Raw genomic sequence first — 18,960 nt, 5'->3', positions numbered from 1 at the left:
GGGGAGGCCGGGATCAGGCCGGGGAGCCGAGCTGCACCCACTGCGCGACGCTGGGCACGCCCTTGTCGTTGAGCAGGAAGAGCATGTACCAGCCGGGGGGCGCGGCCTTGGCGTCCGGCGGCGCCTGGAACTCCAGCCGGTTTCCGGCCCGGCTGCTGAGCCGCAGTTCGATCTGGCGCTGGCTGGTGTTGACCGAGTGGGTGGCGGTGGTCGGCGCCAGCAGGACGGCCTTGGCGGCCCGTTCCGGGGTCGAGGTGGTGACCAGGAACTTCTTGTCGTAGCCGACCGGGGAGGTGGGCCCCCGGTCGAGCGAGGGGCGGTCGGCCTGGTGCAGGTAGGCGGGCTCGTAGATCTCGATGGTGCCGTTCATGGTGACGGGTCCGGTCGTGCCGGGGATGCCGCTCACCGTGCCGTCGATGTCCGGGTTGTTGGCGATCTGCTGCAGCTCGTCGCCGGTCACCATGACCCGTCCGTCGGGCAGCACGACGGCGTTGGAGTGGTAGCCGCGCGGCAGCCGCTGGACCGGGCCGAGCTTCCAGTTGCCCTGGTCGTCGCGGAGTTCGACCTGGCGGTACTTGAGGTCGGCGTTCGGGTTGTAGGGGCCGTTGCCGTAGTCCCGGATGTCGTAGGCGCCGTTGACGGTCATCAGCTTGCCGTCGGGCAGCAGGATGGTGTCGTCCTGGGTGCGGCCGAAGGCGCGGGACTTCTCGGCGGTCCAACTGCCGTTGGAGAAGCGCAGGGTGCTCGGGTTGTCGCGGTCCCCGCCGAGGACGAGCGCGGAGTCCGGGCCGTTGACGCCGCCGGGCAGCATGACGGCCGAGCCGTAGTTGCGCTTGCGGCCGTCCGGGCGGGCGGTCAGGTCGCTGCGGGTCTCGTTGACCGGGTCGAACTTCCACTGCTCGGCGGCCTGGCGGCCGAAGCCGTAGATGTTGCCGTCGTTGAGCGAGAACAGGTGCGGGTAGTCCAGGGTGAACGGCGCGTCCGCCTTGAACCGGTCCACCGGGGTGTTCCTCGGCGTCTCGGTCTTCAGGTGCGGCACCGGGTGGCCCTTGGCGGGGAAGCGCTCGACGACCGGGGTCGGGGTGCCCCAGCCGAGCTCGGACTGGCCGGACATGATCAGCTGCCGGCCGTCGGCGCCGGTGACCACCGAGGGGTACCAGCGGCCGACCGACATGTCGGGGTTGCGGGTCCAGGCCTCGGTCCACGGGTCGAAGATCAGCGAGAGCTTGGCGCCGGTGCCGCCGTTGCCGCCCAGGTTGCCGCCGAAGACGCCCAGCATGCCGTTGGGCAGGTAGGAGTGCCCGGCGCAGAAGAACGGCGCCGGGCGCTCCTGGCCGAGGCCGTCCGGCATGTCGACGACCGGCGGCGTGACCTGCTTGAAGGCGGCGGTGCCGGTGCCCTTGGCCGGGTCCCAGAGGAAGGCCCGGCCGGCGTTCTCCCGGCCGATGGTCTGGGTGGGGGCCGGCTCCTTCTCCGGGTTGGTCTCGATCCGTTCGAAGGAGAACAGCAGCACCTTGCCGGTCGGCAGCAGGGCGATGTGGTCGCCGAAGTCGGGGGAGGGGAAGTACGCCTTGAACGCGCCGAAGGTCGCCGGGTCGAAGCCGGCGTTGGCGGCGGTCTGGGAGTCCGTCAGCGCCTTCAGCCGGTTGGTCCGGGTGGTCTGCGGGTAGTCGCCGACGCCGCGGACGGCCGCGCGCATCCGGGCGTGCTCCTCGGCGTGCTCCGGGCCGAGCGCGGCGACCTCGTCGTCGCGCATCTCGGCCAGCACCCGGGGCGCGGTGATGTGCGGGGCGGTGTCGGCCGGGACCGCGGCCTCGTCGTGGCCGCCGCCGTGGGCGAGGACCAGGGCGACGGCGGGGGTGGCGGCGGTCAGGACGGTGCCGGTGGTCAGCGCGCAGACGACGGCGGTGGCGACGGAGGCGAGCCGGCGGCCGGATCTCGGCCGTGGTCGGGACAGGGACATGGGACTCCTCGGAAGGGGGTGTGGGGGAGAAGCCGGCGGGTGCGGACGGCCCGGCCGTGGGCGGGCGGGGAAGACCGACCGTCGCCGACCGCCACAGGACATCACAGTGCGTGTCGGTTCGCATGCGGATCCATCCCCGGCCGGGTGCGTGTCGCCGACGGACGGGGCGTGGGCCCCCGTGTGCGGCTCACGCCCCGTCAGTTCCCCGGCTGCGCCGACCGGCTCACACCACGCCCAGCGCGTACGCGGCGAACAGCGCCGCGGCGGCGCCGGCCACCGTCTTCCAGGGGCGGGAGAACGCCGTCCAGGGGCCGTCGAAGCGGCGGGTGAACCACCCGATCGCGACCAGGACGGCGCCGAACAGCGGTAGCAGCGCCACCCGGGCGGCCGCCCAGGCCAGCGAGTCCGGGGCGCCGGTCAGGCCGGGCACGGTGCCGAGGACGGCCGCGCCCGGTACCGCGACGGCCAGCATCGCGCTCTGGTGCCAGCAGAAGATCGTCATCGCCGAGAGGTTGACCGCCACCACCGGCAGCCAGAGCATCGGGCGGCGCAGCAGCCGGCCGAGCCGCTCGCGCAGCAGCACCGCGGCGCCGATCTGCACCGCCGCCAGCGCCAGGACCAGCAGGGACGGCGGGTGCGAGTTGGTCCGCCCGGCGCCGGGCACGCCGACCATGCTGGCGGGGTAGTGGAAGACCAGCAGCAGCGCGGTGAACAGCGCGGCGCCGCCGAGCAGCAGCAGGCGCGCGGCCGGACGGCCGAGCCGCCCGTGGGCCCAGAGCACGCCCAGCTGATAGCCGAAGAGCCAGCCCGGCAGGATGTTCAGCAGCCCGACCCAGGACGGCACCGCGTCCGCCCACGGGCCGTAGCGCAGCAGGTCGACCACCGCGACCACGGCCGCCAGGACGCCCGCCGACCAGCCGCGCAGCCGCCGGGCGGCGGTTACGCAGAGCGGGGTCAGCGCGGTCAGCCCCAGGTAGACGCCGATGTACCAGAGCGGCTGCACCACCAGCACCGAGCCGGTCCGGACGGTGTCGCCGGGGACGCCGAGTCGGCCCAGCACCGGGATCAGCAGCGCCCAGACGGCCGCCACCCCGAGGACCGGGCGCAGCAGCCGCACCGAGCGGGCCCGCAGCCAGCCGGCGTGGCCGACCCCGCGGGCGCGGGCCCGCTCCAGCGAGCGGACCGAGGAGTGGCCACCGACCAGGAAGAACACCCCGAGCATCTGGAGCACCCAGCTGGCCGGGGCGAGGAAGCCGAGCGAGCCGAGCGGGCTGGCGTTGTGCAGGGCGCCGTCGGCGGAGAGGGTGAAGCCGCCGAGCAGCCAGTGGCCGACGGGGACGGCGAGCAGGGCGAGGGCGCGCAGCCCGTCCAGGGCGCGGTCGCGGGTCTCGGGGGTGCGGGTGTCGACCTGGTGCGCGGCGCGGCGCAGGGCGGTCAGCGGGTGGGGCATGGCGTTGCTCCTCGGGAGGTGGTGGGGCTCAGCGGCCGAGCGCGAGGGCGGCGTAGGCGGCGAGCGAGGCGGTGCCCGGGGTGAAGTAGCCGGTGTGGCCGTGGGATCCGGTGGCGGGCAGCGGGCGGGCGCCGAACGCGGGACCGGTCGGATCGGCGCCGTGGCCGAGGCCGAGGAGCGAGACGTTGGGCACGTCGCCGATCCAGTCGGAGCCGTTGCGCCGGGTGGCCCAGAGCGGCACCCGGGGGTCGAGGTCGGCGGCCGAGCCGACGCCCATGCCGGGGGAGCCGAGCACCACCAGGGCGGCGGCCTGCTCCGGCCCGGGGCGGGCCAGGCCGCAGACCACCGAGCCGTAGCTGTGGCAGAACACCGTGGCGGGCGCGGCCGGCCGGGTGGTGACGGCGAGCCCGTCCAGCAGCCGGGTGAGCCGCCGGGCGCCGGCCCGGGCGAGGGTCTCGGTGGCGGCGTCCGGGCCGAGGCCGACCGGAGTGGTGTAGCCGGCCCAGGCGATCACGGCGGTCTGCCGGCCGGTGGCCTCGTACAGGGCGCGGGCCATCCCGGCCGGGGTGCCGTACGGGTCGGTGGGCCGGTCGAAGCTCCGCAGGTCGATGTCCGAGCCGGGCACGACGACGGCCGTCCGGGGTGCGGTGGCCAGGTCGCCGAGGACTTCGGCGACCTGGCCGCGTCCGCGCGGGTCGAAGGCGAGGATCCGCCGGTCGCCGTCCAGCAGGGTGCGGTAGCGCTCGGCGCGTTCGCGGGCGGTGCTGCGGTCCTGAGGGGTGAGCGCCGGGTCGGCGGCGCGGGCGAGTTCGCGGCCGCGCTCCTCGGCCAGGGCCAGGGCGTTGGCCCGGTAGCGGAGGCCGACGGGGGCGCCGTCGAGGTTGCCGACCACAAGCGGGTGGCGGACGGCCAGCGCGTCCTGACGGGCGGTCGGCAGTTCGGCGAAGAAGGCGGCCACCGCGGCGGGGGAGGCGGTGGCCGGGTCGGGCAGCCGGAGGCCGAGGGTGGTGTCGGCGACCCAGCCGGCGGTGCCGGGCGGTGGGCCGGTGACCGGGTGCTGGGTGTCGCAGGCCCAGCCCCCGGCGCCCAGTACGGCGGCCAGGGCGACCGCGGCGGCGGCGACCGTGCGGGCGAAGCGCCGGGGCCGGGGTCGGTGCTCGGTGCGAGGCTGCCGCATGTGCGTGTTCTCCCTTGTCCGTCGGGTGTCGACGGAGAGGAAGGTAGAAACGCGGCGGCCCCGCGGACGTCACTCCGCGGGGCCAACTCCCGGGTACTACCCGGGTAGCAGGAGGGGAACGGGACCGGCCGGGGCCGGGCCGCTCACTGACCCGGCGTCACCAGGCCGGACTCGTAGGCCAGGACCACCGCCTGGGCGCGATCGCGCAGGTCGAGCTTGGCGAGGATCCGGCCGATGTGGGTCTTGACGGTCTGTTCGGCGAGCACCAGGCCGGCGGCGATCTCCTGGTTGGACAGGCCGCGGGCGATCATCTCCAGCACCTCGGTCTCCCGGGGGGTCAGGCCGTTCAGCCGCAGCTTGGGGTCGCGGCGCCGGGCCGGCCTGGTCCGGGCGAAGTCCTCGATCAGCCGGCGGGTGACCGAGGGGGCGAGCAGCGCGTCGCCGGCCGCCACCACCCGCACCGCGGCGATCAGGTCGGCGGGGGGCGCGTCCTTGAGCAGGAAGCCGCTGGCCCCGGCCCGCAGCGCCTCGTACACGTAGTCGTCCACGTCGAAGGTGGTCAGCATCAGCACCTTCGGCCGGTGGGCCCCGGGGACGGCCGGGTCGAGCAGCCGGCGGGCCGCCTCCAGGCCGTCCATCACGGGCATCCGGACGTCCATCAGCACGACGTCGGGGTGGGTGCGGCCGCAGACCTCCAGGGCCTGCGCGCCGTCCGCCGCGTCGCCCACCACGTCGATGTCGCTCTGGACGCCGAGCAGGGCGGCGAAGCCCGCCCGCACCATCGCCTGGTCGTCGACGATGATCACGCGGATGGTCATGCGGCGGGCTCCCGGGGGGTGTCGATCGGCAGGACGGCGGCCACCTTGAAGCCGCCGTCGGGCAGCGGGCCGGTGTCCAGCTTCCCATCCAGCAGCCGCACCCGTTCCCGCATGCCGACCAGCCCGTGACCGGTGCCCTCGGCGGCGGCCTCCAGCGACTCGGCGCGCGCGGGCGGGGCCCCGTTCACCACGGTGACCAGCAGGGCCGGGCCGTCGACGGCCAGCGACACCCAGGCCTCGGCGCCGGGCGCGTGCCGGACGACGTTGGCCAGCGCCTCCTGGACGATCCGGTAGACGGAGAGGTCGACGGCCTGCGGCAGGGCGTCGACCAGCTCCGGGAGCACCGCCAGCTCGGCCGGCACCCCGGCCCGGCCGACCGTCTCGACCAGCTGGGCCAGTTGCGCGATCCCGGGCTGGGGCGCCTTCTCGGTGCCGGACTCCTCGCTGCGCAGCACCCCGAGCAGCCGCCGCATCTCGGACAGCGAGTCGCGGGCGGTGCCGGCGATGGCGCCGAACTCCTCGGCCGCCTCGGGCGGCACGCCGGCGATCCGGTACGGGGCGCTGGCGGCCTGGACGGCGATCACCGACATGTGGTGGGCGACCACGTCGTGCAGCTCGCGGGCGATCCGGGCGCGCTCCTCCAGCAGGGTGCGGCGCTCGCGCTCGGCCTCGCTGATGTGCTCCTGCTCGGCGAGCAGCCGCTGGGCCTCGGCCCGTTCCCGAAGGGCGCCGCCCAGGACCAGGACGGCCCCGGTCAGGGCCACCGCGAGCAGGCTGTTGTCGCTGCCGACGTCCGCGCGGATGCCGAGCAGCGACAGCGCGAGGCTCGTGGCGGTGGTGGCCAGCCAGACGGAGAGCAGGGTGCGGCGCCGTTCGCGCAGCGCGAGCGGCAGCATCAGCAGCAGGTAGCCGACCACGCCGGGGGCCGGCCACGGCCAGGAGGAGGAGGTGTCCCGGCCGGTGGTGAGGATCAGCAGGGAGGTCAGCAGGTCGGCGGCGCCGATCATCCACCAGGCGGGCAGCGGGCGGCTCACGGCGAGCAGCAGCGGCACGGTCTGGGCGATCGAGAGGGCCGCCGCGAGGCCGACGTTGAGGCCGTAGTCGGTGGCCAGGACGTTGGTCGCGCTGGGCAGCAGGGAGCTGATCGCGGCCAGCGCGAGGACGTACGGCAGCCAGCGGGCCCAGCGGGCGGCGGCGTGGGCCAGCAGCGGGGTGTGGTCGGTGGACGGGCGGGCGAGCGGGGCGAGCAGACCGGGGAGCAGGCCGCCCCGGGCCGGCCCGGTGGGCGGATCGATCATCCCGTCAGCCTAGGGCGGCCCGTGCCGACGGGCGTCGGACCGGGGACCGGACTCCGCCGTAGTACTCCGGTATGACCCGGTGGCCGCCGGGGCCGCTCCCGGACGGGGTGCTAGTGCCGCCAGTCGCCGGCCAGGGCGGGGCCGAGCTGGTCGAAGTGACGGGTGATCAGCGCGATCATGCCCTCCAGGCCGGACGCCTCGTGGTCGGCGCTCCAGGACAGGTGGGCCGCGCGCAGCACGCTGCCGAAGACCGCGGCCATCACGGTGGGGCGCAGGTCCTCGGCCGGGTCGAGGCCCTCGCGGGCCGCCAGTACCTGGACCACCACCCGCTCCTGCTCGGTGACCCGGCGCAGGTGGGCGGCGAGCAGTGTGGGGGTGTCCTCGATCATCTGCATCAGTTCCAGCGCGCTGGTCACCGAGCCCGGGCCGGTCCGGTGCCGGGAGCCGAGGTCGTGCCAGGACTCGACGATCGCGGCCCGCAGTGCCTGCAGCGGGTTCTCCTCGGCGGGGCGGGCCCGCAGCCGGTCGATGAAGTAGTCCTCGGCGTCGGCCATGACGGCGAGGGCGACCTCGTCCTTGTTGGCGAAGTAGCGGAAGAAGGTGCGCTGCGAGACGTCGACGGCGGCGGCGATCTCGTCCACCGTCGTGCCGGCGAACCCCTGGCTGAGGAAGAGCCGGTGGGCGGCCTCGATCAGGGCGTCCCGGGTGCGCTGCTTCTTGCGCTCGCGCAGGCCGGGACCGGCGCCCTCGGCCGGCCGGAGGGCCGGGGCGGTGGCGAGGGGCGAGCGCTGAGCGGCCATGGCGGGGGCCTTCCGGACGGCGAGGCGGAGGGGGGTACTGGTGCACAACTGTAGCGGCCTGACAAATGTCAGTCCCCGCAACAAGGCAGAGTTTGCCAAATGTCAGTTGCTGACATAATCTCCGGAGCGTGGCGCCCCCAGGCCGGGTAACTCGTGGGGACGGGTGGGCCCGGGGCGCCACGACCACGTCTGTTCGCTGCCATGCCCCCGGAGGGCCCCAGATGAGCCAGTCCGTCGTCAAGAGCACCAAGGCGGACGACCCGCCGCAGCCCGACTCGTCCTCCGGGGGCGGCCTGAAGGGGCATCCCTGGCTGACCCTGCTGACCGTCGCCGTCGGCGTGATGATGGTCGCGCTGGACGGCACGATCGTCGCGATCGCGAACCCCGTCATCCAGGCCGACCTCAAGGCCGCGCCGTCCGAGATCCAGTGGGTGACCAGCGGTTACCTGCTCGCCCTCGCGGTCTTCCTGATCACCGCCGGCAAGATCGGCGACCGCTTCGGCCACAAGCGGACCTTCCTGGTCGGCGCGGCCGGCTTCGCCGCCACCTCGGCCGCGATCGCCTTCGCGGGCAACATCGAGACGGTGATCGCCTGCCGCGTCCTGCAGGGCCTGTTCGGCGCGCTGCTCCAGCCGGCCGCGCTCGGCCTGCTGCGCGGGGCCTTCCCGGTCGAGAAGCTCAACATGGCGATCGGCATCTGGGGCGGGGTGATCGGCGCGTCCTCGGCGGCCGGTCCGATCGTCGGCGGTCTGCTGGTCGAGCACGTCAGCTGGCAGTCGGTGTTCTTCATCAACATCCCGGTCGGCCTGCTCACGCTGGCCCTCGGCATCTGGATCCTGCGGGACGTCCGGGCCGAGAAGGCGGCCAAATCCTTCGACGTCCCCGGCATCGTGCTGCTCTCGCTGGCGATGTTCGCGCTGGTCTTCGGCATCATCAAGGCGCCCGAGTGGGGCTGGGGCGACACCAGCACCCTGCTCTTCCTGGGCGGCGCGCTGGTCCTGATGACGGCCTTCGCGCTCTGGCAGCGGGTCGCCCGCGAGCCGCTGATCCCGCTCAGCCTGTTCCGCTCCGTCCCGCTGTCGGCCGCCACGCTGCTGATGGTGCTGATGGCCTTCTCGTTCTTCGGCGCGATCTTCTTCGTGACCTTCTACCTGCAGAACGTCCACGGGATGGCGCCGGTCGAGGCCGGCGTCCACCTGCTGCCGATGACCGGCATGATGATCATCGGCTCGCCGGTGGCGGGGCTGGCCATCGGCCGGCTCGGCCCGCGGGTCCCGATCGTGGCCGGCATGCTGATCACCACCGTGGCGATGTTCGGGATGTCCACCCTGGACGAGGGCTCCGGTGCCGGGGTGATGTCGCTCTGGTTCGTCCTGATGGGCCTGGGCATGAGCCCGGTCATGGTCGGCGCCACCGAGGTGATCGTCGGCAACGCGCCGATGGAGCTCTCCGGCGTGGCCGGAGGCCTCCAGCAGGCCGCGATGCAGGTCGGCGGCAGCCTCGGCACCGCGGCGCTGGGCGCCCTGATGGCCGCCAAGGTCGGCGACGTGCTGCCCGGCAAGTGGGCCGAGGCCGGCCTGCCGCCGGTCCAGGGCGCCGAGGCCGAGGGCCTCAAGCAGGCGGCCCAGCTCGGCTTCGCCCCGCCCGCCCCGGAGGGGACCCCGGCCGAGGTGGTAGACGCGATGGCCGGCGCCGTCCACCAGTCCTTCCTCAGCGGGATGTCGCTCGCCTTCGCGGTGGCGTCCGTGGTGGCCTTCGCCGCCGCCCTGCTCGGGCTGCTCGCCCGCCGGGGCAAGGGCGAGGCCGGCCCGGCCGTCCACATCTGACCGCCCGCGGACCGCGAAGCCGGTGGCCCCGGACTCCCGAGGGAGTCCGGGGCCACCGGCTTCGCGCGTCGGCCTTCCGGGTCAGCCCGCCGCGCGGCGCAGCTCCACCAGCGGCACCACGCGCCCGGCCCGCGCCCGGTAGGCGGCGAACGCCGGCTGGGCGGCGATCTGGGCCGCCCAGAGTGCCTCGTACCGCTCGCCGCCGGTCACCGGGACGGCCAGCGCCGGGTAGCGCTCGGCGCCGAGCTCGACGGTGACCTCGGGGCGGGCGGCCAGGTTGCGGTACCAGTCCGGATCGGCCGGGGCGCCGCCGTTCGAGGCGAAGACGACGGGTCGGCCGCCCTCCGTCAGATGGACCAGCGGGGTGGTGCGCGGCTCGCCGCTGCGCCGGCCCCAGGTGGTGAGCAGCAGCAGCGGGGTGCCCGCGAAGGAGCCGCCGACCGTGCCGGCCGAGGCCCGGAACTCGGTGATCACACCGCGGTTGTACGCGTTGCCGCCGGCGGCGGGCTCGGGGTGGACGGCGTTCATGGGAGACCTCCTGGGTGGTCCGGTTCATCTGGGAACGACCCTAGGAGCTCACACCTGTGTGAGGTTCAAGGGGATGTGACGGAGGTCACACCGGGGATCCGGCGGCGGGAACGGCGAAGGGCCGGACCTCCACGGAGGAGGTCCGGCCCCTGGGTTCACCGGTTCACCGGCTCACCGAGCGCTCAGGCGTCGCCGCCGGCGGCACCCGGGTCGGCCGCGGCCACGTCCAGCAGCTGGTAGCGGTCGATCGCGTCCTTCAGGGCGCTGCGGTCGATCTTGCCCTGCTTGGCGAGCTCGGTGAGCACGCCCAGGACGACCGACTGCGCGTCGATGTGGAAGAAGCGACGGGCCGCGCCACGGGTGTCGGCGAAGCCGAAGCCGTCGGCACCCAGCGACTGGTACTGCCCCGGCACCCAGCGCGAGATCTGGTCCGGCACCGCGCGCATCCAGTCGGAGACGGCGACGAACGGGCCCTCGGTGCCCTGCAGCTTCTGCGTCACGTAGGGGACGCGCTGCTGCTCCTCCGGGTGCAGGAGGTTGAACTCCTCGGCCTCCACCGCGTCGCGGCGCAGCTCGTTCCAGGAGGTCGCCGACCAGACGTCGGCCTTGACGTTCCACTCCTCGGCGAGGACGCGCTGGGCCTCCAGGGCCCACGGCACCGCCACGCCGGAGGCGAGGATCTGGGCCGGGATCTGGCCGGCGGTCGCCGGGGCGTACCGGTGCAGACCCTTGAGGATGCCCTCGACGTCGACGTTCTCCGGCTCGGCCGGCATCTTGATCGGCTCGTTGTAGACGGTCATGTAGTAGAAGACGTCCTCGCCGTGCGGGAACTCCGCCGACGAGCCGTACATCCGCCGCAGGCCGTCCTGGACGATGTGCGCGATCTCGAAGCCGTACGCGGGGTCGTACGCGACGACGCCCGGGTTGGTCGAGGCCAGCAGGTGCGAGTGGCCGTCCGCGTGCTGCAGGCCCTCGCCGGTCAGCGTGGTCCGGCCGGCGGTGGCGCCGATCACGAAGCCGCGGGCCAGCTGGTCGGCCATCTGCCAGAACTGGTCACCGGTGCGCTGGAACCCGAACATCGAGTAGAAGACGTAGACCGGGATCAGCGGCTCGCCGTGGGTGGCGTAGGAGGAGCCCGCGGCGATCAGCGAGGCCGTGCAGCCCGCCTCGGAGATGCCGTCGTGCAGCATCTGGCCGGTCGGGGACTCCTTGTACGCCAGCAGCAGCTCGCGGTCGACCGACTCGTAGGTCTGGCCCAGCGGGTTGTAGATCTTCGCCGACGGGAACAGCGAGTCCATGCCGAAGGTGCGGTACTCGTCGGGCGCGATCGGCACGAAGCGGTTGCCGATGCCCTTGTCCCGCATCAGGTCCTTGAGCACCCGGACGAACGCCATCGTGGTGGCGATGGTCTGGTTGCCCGAACCCTTCTTGACCGCCTTGTACGCGTCGTCGCCCGGCAGCTCCAGCTGACGCGGCCGCACCTTGCGGGTCGGCACGTAGCCGCCCAGCTCCTTGCGGCGGTCGTGCATGTACTGGATCTCCTCCGAGTCACGGCCCGGGTGGTAGTAGGGCGGGTAGCCCTCCTCCAACTGCTTGTCCGTGATCGGGATGTGCAGGCGGTCGCGGAAGCGCTTCAGGTCCTCGACCGTCAGCTTCTTCATCTGGTGCGTCGCGTTGCGGCCCTCGAAGTTGGGGCCGAGCGTCCAGCCCTTGACCGTCTGGGCCAGGATGACCGTCGGCTGGCCCGTGTGCTCGCGGGCCGCCTTGAACGCCGCGTAGACCTTGGCGTGGTCGTGGCCGCCGCGACCCAGGTGCTGGATCTGCTGGTCGGTCATGCTCTCGACCATCTTGCGCAGCCGCAGGTCGCCGCCGAAGAAGTTCTCGCGGATGTACGCGCCGGTCTCGGTGGCGTACGTCTGGAACTGGCCGTCGACCGTGGTGTTCAGCTTGTTCACCAGGACGCCGTCGCGGTCCTGTGCGAGCAGCGGGTCCCAGCTGCGGTCCCAGACCAGCTTGATGACGTTCCAGCCGGCGCCCCGGAACTGGGACTCCAGCTCCTGGATGATCTTGCCGTTGCCGCGGACCGGGCCGTCCAGGCGCTGCAGGTTGCAGTTGACCACGAAGGTCAGGTTGTCCAGGCCCTCACGCGCGGCGAGCGACAGCTGGCCCAGCGACTCCGGCTCGTCCATCTCGCCGTCGCCGAGGAAGGCGTACACGTGCGAGGCGGAGGTGTCCTTGATGCCCCGGTGCTCCAGGTAGCGGTTCATCCGGGCCTGGTAGATCGCGCCGAGCGGGCCGAGGCCCATCGAGACGGTCGGGAACTCCCAGAAGTCCGGCATCAGCCGCGGGTGGGGGTAGCTGGAGAGGCCGTACGGCGCCTTCGACTTCTCCTGGCGGAAGGCGTCGAGCTGCTGCTCGGACAGTCGGTCCAGGAGGAAGGCGCGGGCGTAGATGCCGGGGGAGGCGTGACCCTGGAAGAAGATCTGGTCGCCGGACTCGCCCTCGGCGTCCTTGCCGCGGAAGAAGTAGTTGAAGCCCACGTCGTAGAGCGACGCGGAGGAGGCGAAGGTGGCGATGTGGCCGCCGACGCCGATGCCCGGACGCTGCGCCCGGGAGACCATGACGGCCGCATTCCAGCGGGTCGCGTTGAGGACCTTGCGCTCGATCTCCTCGTTGCCGGGGAAGAACGGCTCGTCCTTGGTGGCGATGGTGTTGATGTAGTCCGTGCTGCGCATCTCGGGCACGGCGACACGCTTCTCGCGGGCGCGCTCGATCAAGCGGAGCATCAGGTAGCGGGCACGCTCGCGCCCCCGCTCGTCGATGGCCGCGTCAAGCGACTCCAGCCATTCCGCGGTCTCCTCGGGATCGAAGTCCGGGACCTGACTCGGAAGGCCGCCAATGATGATCGGGTTGCGATCGGATCCGGAAGCCACGCTGTTCCTTCACTGTCGGTCGAAACTGAGGTGTGTCGCGCCGCCTCCATCGTGCTACCGCGCTCGGAGATCCGTCATCTCTACCGATCGGTAACCGCTGCGCCCGGTAGGCGGAGCGGTCTGGCGGCGCGCGGAGCAGGCGCTATTGCCTGCGCCCCGCACCACCGGGTGTTACGAACAGAGGTGGTCCGACCTGGTTGCCCGATCGTCCGATGGCGGGCGGTCGGGGTGAGGGCCAACAGGAGACTCTACGCCCGCGCACGCGCGGACCCGAATGCCGTTCGCATCTCGGGCACGCGTACGGCCTGTGGACCGGGGTCACCCGAAGCATCCTTGTCCCATGCAGAGAAGGGCAAATCGGTGTGATTCACGACACGTCGACCGGCGTGTCCCCCTGCGACACGTCAACCTTTGGAGGGGATCGGGGGTCGGGTACTTGCGCGAACCGCCGCGCCCGTGTGGACTACGGCCACAGCCTCGGCATGGATGCCGAGCCGAATACTGGAGGTTATTCCCGTGAGCGCGACCGCGGACCCCGCGGACAAGTCCAACCCGGCCCACCGTCTCGGATTCGAGAAGGACCAGATCATCCAGGAGCTGGGGTACGACGAAGACAGTGACCAGGAACTCCGCGAGGGCATCGAGGAGATCACCGGGACAGATCTCGTCGACGAGGACTACGACGACGTCGCCGACGCCGTCCTGCTGTGGCACCGCGACGACGACGGAGATCTCACCGACTCCCTCGTCGACGCCCTGGAATACCTGGCCGAGGGCGGCCTGATCTGGCTTCTGACGCCCAAGACCGGCCGGGACGGCCACATCGAGGCGTCCGACATCGCCGACGCGGCCCGGACCGCCGGCCTCTCGCAGACCAGCTCGATCGCCATCGCCAAGGACTGGGCCGCCACCCGGTTGGCGACCAAGGCCGCCAAGGCGGGCAAGCGCTGAGCGCCCCTCGCGCCTGAGCCGCGATCCAGAGCCGGGCCCCGTTGGAGCTTCCTCCAGCGGGGCCCGGCCGTTTCGCGTTCCGGGCTGGATCCCCTGCCGGGGTCGCGTTCGCCGAGGGCGAAAGCAGGCGCCCCGAGCACCGGCCGCCTCACCCGTTCGGCCGAATCGGGGTCGGCGAATGCAAGGATGGCGCTCACCGCGCCCGCCGCGCGGCCCTGTCGCGTCAGAAAGGTCCCACCATGGCCATCGAGGTCGGCACCGAGGCTCCGGACTTCGAGCTGAAGAACCAGCACGGCGAGCTGGTCAGGCTCTCCGACTTCCGGGGCGAGAAGAACGTCGTCCTGGTCTTCTACCCGTTCTCCTTCACCGGCGTCTGCACCGGCGAGGTCTGCGCGATCCAGAAGGAGCTGCCGCGCCTGCAGAACGACGAGGTCCAGGTGCTCGGCGTCTCCAACGACTCGCCGTTCACCCAGCGCGTCTTCGCCGAGCAGGAGGGCCTGGAGTACCCGCTGCTCTCCGACTTCTGGCCGCACGGCGAGGTCTCCCGCGCCTACGGCGTCTTCAACGAGGAGAAGGGCTGCGCGGTGCGCGGCACCTTCGTGATCGACAAGGCCGGCGTGGTCCGCTGGAGCGTCGTCAACGACCTGCCGGACGCCCGTGACGAGCAGGAGTACCTGAAGGTCCTCGGCGCGCTCTGAGGTCCCCGCGCGCCCCTTCCCGGGGGTGCCCGACGGGCCCGGCGGGCTGCGGACGGACCGCGGGGCGGGCCCCCGCGCGGATTCGAACAGCCACGCCGGGCCCGTTCTCCGCCCAGGACGGGAACCCGGCACTACGATCGGTCCGTTGGCTGGTCAGAGGCTCGGCGCAATCGTCGCCGCACCTCCGACCGCACCACGGGGGCACCAGCGCGTGCCTCCCGAATCTTGGAGGACAAGTGGGTGTCAGCCTGAGCAAGGGCGGCAATGTCTCGCTCACCAAGGAAGCCCCCGGCCTGACCGCCGTGGTCATCGGCCTTGGCTGGGACGTCCGTACCACCACCGGCACGGACTTCGACCTGGACGCCAGCGCCCTGCTCTGCAACGACCAGGGCAAGGTCGACAAGGACGGCAACTTCGTCTTCTTCAACAACCTGAAGAGCCCCGAGGGCTCGGTCGAGCACACCGGCGACAACCTGACCGGTGCCGGCGAGGGCGACGACGAGGCCATCAAGGTCGACCTGGCGACCGTGCCGGCCGATGTGCAGAAGATCGTCTTCCCGGTGTCGATCTACGACGCCGAGAACCGGACCCAGAACTTCGGCCAGGTCCGCAACGCGTTCATCCGCGTGGTGAACCAGGCCGACAACAAGGAGCTGGCCCGGTACGACCTCTCCGAGGACGCCTCGACCGAGACCGCGATGGTCTTCGGCGAGCTGTACCGCAACGGCGCCGAGTGGAAGTTCCGCGCCATCGGCCAGGGGTACGCCTCCGGCCTGCGCGGCATCGCCCAGGACTTCGGCGTCAACGTCTGAGCCGGGCGGCGGGCCCGCCGGGCCTGACGGAGTACCACCGGGCCGGGGCCGGCCGCGGACGCGAGGGCGTCGGCGGCCGCCCCGGCTTCGTGCTGTCCGGGGCCGTGTCGCTCGGGTTCGCGCTGTGCGGCTTCGTGGCGCCCGGGGCGGGCGGCGGGTGGGGCCCGGCCGGGGGTCACCGGTTCGTGCGCCCCGGCTTCGAGCCGGTCCGGCGCACTGGAAGGATAGGAGTTCAGGAAGTTCAGCCGGCCGAAGGAGGCCGGGCGGGGCCACGGGGGAATAGACCTTGAGATGCGCCCCGGGAGGAAAAGGGAGGAAGGACAGCCATGAGTGTCACGCTCGCCAAGGGTGGAAACGTCTCGCTCACCAAGGCCGCGCCGAATCTGACGCAGGTCCAGATCGGCCTCGGCTGGGACGCCCGCTCGACCACCGGTGCGCCGTTCGACCTCGATGCGAGCGCGCTGCTCTGCTCGGGAGGCCGGGTGCTCGGTGACGAGTACTTCGTCTTCTACAACAACCTGAAGAGCCCCGAGGGCTCGGTCGAGCACACCGGTGACAACCTCACCGGCGACGGCGACGGCGACGACGAGGTCGTGCTGGTCAACCTGGACCTCGTCCCCCCGCAGGTGGACAAGGTGGCCTTCCCGGTGTCGATCTACGACGCCGAGTCGCGCCTGCAGAACTTCGGTCAGGTGCGCAACGCCTACATCCGGGTGGTCAACTCCCTGGACGGGCAGGAGATCGCGCGGTACGACCTGACCGAGGACGCCTCCAGCGAGACCGCGATGATCTTCGGCGAGCTGTACCGCTACGCGGGCGAGTGGAAGTTCCGCGCGGTGGGCCAGGGGTACGCCTCTGGTCTGCGCGGCATTGCCCTCGATTTCGGCGTGAACGTACAGTAACGGCGGCCCGAGACCCGCGTCCGACGCGGTCGACGTCCTCGGCGCCATGAACTCGAAAGGTAACCAAGTCCCGTGTTCCTCCGCACCTTCGGCTGGTCATTCGCGATCACCGTCATCGGGCTGATCGCAGCCGGCCTGCTCTGGGGAGCTGAAGGATTCGGCATCGTGCTGATCCTCTCCATCCTGGAGATCTCCCTGTCGTTCGACAACGCGGTGGTCAACGCCACGGTGCTGAAGCGGATGAACCCGTACTGGCAGAAGATCTTCCTCACCGTCGGCGTGCTGATCGCCGTCTTCGGTATGCGGCTGATCTTCCCGCTGCTGGTCGTCGGCCTCACCGCGCACCTCAGCCCCGCGACCGTCATCGACCTCGCGCTCAACTCCGACAAGACCTACGAGGGTTCCACCTACGCCCAGTACCTGGAGGCCGCCAACCCGGCCATCGCGGCGTTCGGTGGCGTCTTCCTGCTGATGATCTTCCTCGACTTCATCTTCGAGGAGAAGGACTACAACTGGCTGGCCTGGATCGAGCGTCCGCTGGAGAAGGTCGGCAAGCTGGAGGCCTTCTCGACGGTCGTCGCGCTGGTCACGCTGCTGCTGGCGTCCAACTTCTTCGCCGGGGAGCACGCCGAGACGGTGCTGCTCGCCGGAGTGCTCGGCCTGGTCACCTACCTCTCCGTCAACGGGCTCTCCTCGATCTTCGAGGCGGGCCTGGAGGAGGAGGCCGAGGAGGAGGAGGAGACCGGCAAGTCCGGGAAGTCCATCGTCCAGGTGGGCGGCAAGGCCGCGTTCTTCCTCTTCATGTACCTGGAGGTGCTGGACGCGTCGTTCTCCTTCGACGGCGTGGTCGGCGCGTTCGCGATCTCCAGCGACATCTTCCAGATCACCCTGGGCCTCGGCATCGGCGCGATGTACATCCGCTCGCTGACCGTCTACCTGGTCCGTCAGGGCACCCTCGACGACTACGTCTACCTGGAGCACGGCGCGCACTACGCGATCGGCGCGCTCTCGGTGATCCTGCTGGTCGGCATCGAGTACCACATCCCGGAGATCGTCACCGGCCTGATCGGTGTCGCCTTCATCGGCCTCGCCCTCGGCTCGTCGATCCTGCGCAACCGCAAGGAGGCCGCCGCGGGCGGCGGCGGGGACGACCACGAACTGGCGAGCGCCGGCAAGTAGCGCTCCGCACCCGGGGCCGTCGCCCCGGGGCCCGACGAGAACGGCCGCCCCCTCCGGTGAGGGGGCGGCCGTTCTGCGTGCGCGGTGCTCGGTTCGGTTGTCCCCGCTGCGGGAGGGTCAGCCGAGCTGCTGCTCGATGGCGCGCAGCTTGCGCTCCAGCGAGTCCAGCTTGGGCATCGACAGGGTGTCGTCGTCGGCCGTCAGGTCGATGGTCGAGCTGCGGTAGGAGGACGAGGAGGAGCCGCTGCCGAGGTAGGACGAGTCGCCGAACGGGTCGGTCGAGGAGGACCCGACGGCGGCCCGCGGGCGGCGGCCGGCCTCCAGGGCGCTCAGCGAAGCGGGCTCCAGCACGGAGCGGCCGGTCTGGGAGGTGGCGTCGGCGTCAGCGGCTAGGGCAGGCTCCGAAGCGTTCGGGCCGTCTCCGGCAGCGGTGAGCGCGGGCACCTGCCGGCCGCCGCGGGCCCGGGCCAGCATCCCGCTCTGGCGGGAGATGGCCTTGAGCTCGGCGCGCTCGCGGCGGTCGGCGCTGCGGGCACGCAGCTTGGCCGCCTCCTTCGTCTGGCGCTCCTCGCGGACCTCCTCGACCGCCTCGTCCAGGCTGCGGACGTTCTCCAGCAGCATCAGCGACCAGGCGGCGTAGGTCTCGCGGGGGGCGCGCAGCCAGCGGACGATCCGGATCTGCGGCAGCGGACGCGGGACGAGGCCCTGCTCGCGCAGCGCGGCCTTGCGGGTCTGCTTCAGCGCCCGGTCGAACAGGATCGCGGCCGAGATGGACATCCCGGAGAAGAACTGCGGGGCGCCGTCGTGGGACACGCCGCGCGGGGCGTGCACCCAGTTGAACCAGGCCGAGGCGATCGCGAACACCCAGACCAGCAGGCGCGAACCGAGCGCCGCGTCACCGTGGCTGGCCTCGCGCACGGCGAGCACGGAGCAGAACATCGCGGCGCCGTCCAGGCCGAACGGGACGAGGTACTCCCAGCCGTTGGACAGGCCCAGGTTCTCCTTGCCGAAGCCCACCAGGCCGTGGAACGAGAGCGCGGCGGCGACTCCGGCGCAGCAGAACAGCAGGACGTAGGAGGAGATTCCGTAGATCATCTCCTTGCGCCGGCGGCGCTCCTCGGTGCGCTCCCAGGAGTCACCCGAGTCCTCGTTCTTGGTCGTGTTCTTGAAGCGCAGCGTCGCCACCAGGATGGCGGTGAACAGCAGGGCTGCGCCGCCGATGACGGTCCAGACCAGCTGTATGGAGGTCAGGTTCATTGCGGGTCGGGCCTCGGGTTTCCGCAGGGGACAGGTCACAGTGCGACACAGACGATCAGATCCCGTCGCCGGGACAGGGCCTGACGGTACGTCCTTGCCGCCGGGCGCCCACCGCGCCCGGGCAGGGGCGGTCGGGACACCTGTGCGGCTAGACGATATCGCGTCCGAAGGGGCGGCATGTTACGGGAGGGGACCTTCGTCCCGCCAGCCGACCCGCCGTCGGCTCCCGGCCGCCGTCGGGTCGGCTGGCGGGTGGTCGGCCGGTGTCCCGCCGGTGCACCGTCGGTGTCCGGTTCACGTGGCTGGGTAAGCAGTTCGGGTACCCGGCGGGCGGGCTGATGCCGGATCATTGGGCGACGGACCGCCGG

General features: G+C 72.1%; 15 protein-coding genes. 6 read left to right on the top strand and 9 right to left on the bottom strand.

Annotation, left to right across the window (positions count from 1 at the left end; translation table 11 throughout):
* Positions 1-13: 13 nt before the first annotated feature.
* The 6 genes from OG618_RS12725 to OG618_RS12700 form a co-directional block, all read right to left on the bottom strand.
* A complete protein-coding gene (locus OG618_RS12725) occupies positions 14-1,963 on the bottom strand; it encodes a galactose oxidase-like domain-containing protein (RefSeq protein WP_329487485.1) in 1,950 nt (649 codons plus the stop codon).
* 223 nt (positions 1,964-2,186) lie between these two features.
* Positions 2,187-3,413, bottom strand: coding sequence for an acyltransferase family protein (locus tag OG618_RS12720; protein ID WP_329487484.1), 1,227 nt, complete (start codon positions 3,411-3,413; stop codon positions 2,187-2,189).
* Between the two features lie 28 nt (positions 3,414-3,441).
* Entirely contained in the window at positions 3,442-4,590 is a 1,149-nt protein-coding gene (locus OG618_RS12715) for an alpha/beta hydrolase (RefSeq protein WP_329487483.1), read from the bottom strand.
* A gap of 143 nt (positions 4,591-4,733) precedes the next feature.
* Positions 4,734-5,408 (bottom strand): response regulator transcription factor, encoded by a 675-nt coding sequence (locus tag OG618_RS12710; protein WP_329487482.1) that lies wholly within the window; start codon positions 5,406-5,408, stop codon positions 4,734-4,736.
* Entirely contained in the window at positions 5,405-6,706 is a 1,302-nt protein-coding gene (locus tag OG618_RS12705) for a sensor histidine kinase (protein WP_329487481.1), read from the bottom strand. The genes OG618_RS12710 and OG618_RS12705 overlap by 4 nt, the downstream gene beginning before the upstream one ends.
* 110 nt (positions 6,707-6,816) lie before the next feature.
* Positions 6,817-7,506, bottom strand: coding sequence for a TetR family transcriptional regulator (locus OG618_RS12700; RefSeq protein WP_329487480.1), 690 nt, complete (start codon positions 7,504-7,506; stop codon positions 6,817-6,819).
* Positions 7,507-7,727: 221 nt separating this feature from the next.
* Between OG618_RS12700 and OG618_RS12695 the strand changes: the two genes are divergently transcribed.
* Positions 7,728-9,332 (top strand): MFS transporter, encoded by a 1,605-nt coding sequence (locus OG618_RS12695; protein WP_329487479.1) that lies wholly within the window; start codon positions 7,728-7,730, stop codon positions 9,330-9,332.
* 81 nt (positions 9,333-9,413) lie between these two features.
* On the opposite strand, the gene OG618_RS12690 is transcribed toward OG618_RS12695, so the two are convergent.
* Together OG618_RS12690 and aceE are read right to left on the bottom strand one after the other, a co-directional pair.
* Entirely contained in the window at positions 9,414-9,860 is a 447-nt protein-coding gene (locus tag OG618_RS12690; RefSeq protein ID WP_329487478.1) for a nitroreductase/quinone reductase family protein, read from the bottom strand.
* 182 nt (positions 9,861-10,042) lie between these two features.
* Complete coding sequence (aceE, locus tag OG618_RS12685; protein WP_329487477.1) at positions 10,043-12,793, bottom strand: pyruvate dehydrogenase (acetyl-transferring), homodimeric type; 2,751 nt, start codon at positions 12,791-12,793, stop codon at positions 10,043-10,045.
* A gap of 516 nt (positions 12,794-13,309) precedes the next feature.
* Between aceE and OG618_RS12680 the strand changes: the two genes are divergently transcribed.
* The 5 genes from OG618_RS12680 to OG618_RS12660 all read left to right on the top strand — a co-directional run bounded on the left by OG618_RS12680 (position 13,310) and on the right by OG618_RS12660 (position 17,335).
* Complete coding sequence (locus OG618_RS12680; protein WP_329487476.1) at positions 13,310-13,744, top strand: DUF3052 domain-containing protein; 435 nt, start codon at positions 13,310-13,312, stop codon at positions 13,742-13,744.
* 239 nt (positions 13,745-13,983) lie between these two features.
* A complete protein-coding gene (locus tag OG618_RS12675; protein ID WP_329487475.1) occupies positions 13,984-14,442 on the top strand; it encodes a peroxiredoxin in 459 nt (152 codons plus the stop codon).
* A 236-nt stretch (positions 14,443-14,678) separates the two neighbouring features.
* Positions 14,679-15,254 (top strand): TerD family protein, encoded by a 576-nt coding sequence (locus OG618_RS12670; protein ID WP_329487474.1) that lies wholly within the window; start codon positions 14,679-14,681, stop codon positions 15,252-15,254.
* Positions 15,255-15,580: 326 nt separating this feature from the next.
* On the top strand, positions 15,581-16,156 hold the full coding sequence (locus tag OG618_RS12665) for a TerD family protein (RefSeq protein WP_329487473.1): 576 nt from the start codon (positions 15,581-15,583) through the stop codon (positions 16,154-16,156).
* 72 nt (positions 16,157-16,228) lie between these two features.
* Entirely contained in the window at positions 16,229-17,335 is a 1,107-nt protein-coding gene (locus tag OG618_RS12660; protein WP_329487472.1) for a DUF475 domain-containing protein, read from the top strand.
* A 117-nt stretch (positions 17,336-17,452) separates the two neighbouring features.
* Here the strand turns inward: OG618_RS12660 and OG618_RS12655 are convergent, their stop codons facing one another.
* Positions 17,453-18,592 (bottom strand): DUF2637 domain-containing protein, encoded by a 1,140-nt coding sequence (locus OG618_RS12655; RefSeq protein ID WP_329487471.1) that lies wholly within the window; start codon positions 18,590-18,592, stop codon positions 17,453-17,455.
* Positions 18,593-18,960 lie beyond the last annotated feature (368 nt).

This window comes from Kitasatospora sp. NBC_01246 (assembly GCF_036226505.1).
GTDB lineage: Bacteria > Actinomycetota > Actinomycetes > Streptomycetales > Streptomycetaceae > Kitasatospora.
The sequence above is the reverse complement of the archived record's forward strand: the minus strand, read 5'-3'. Positions and strand labels throughout refer to the sequence as shown.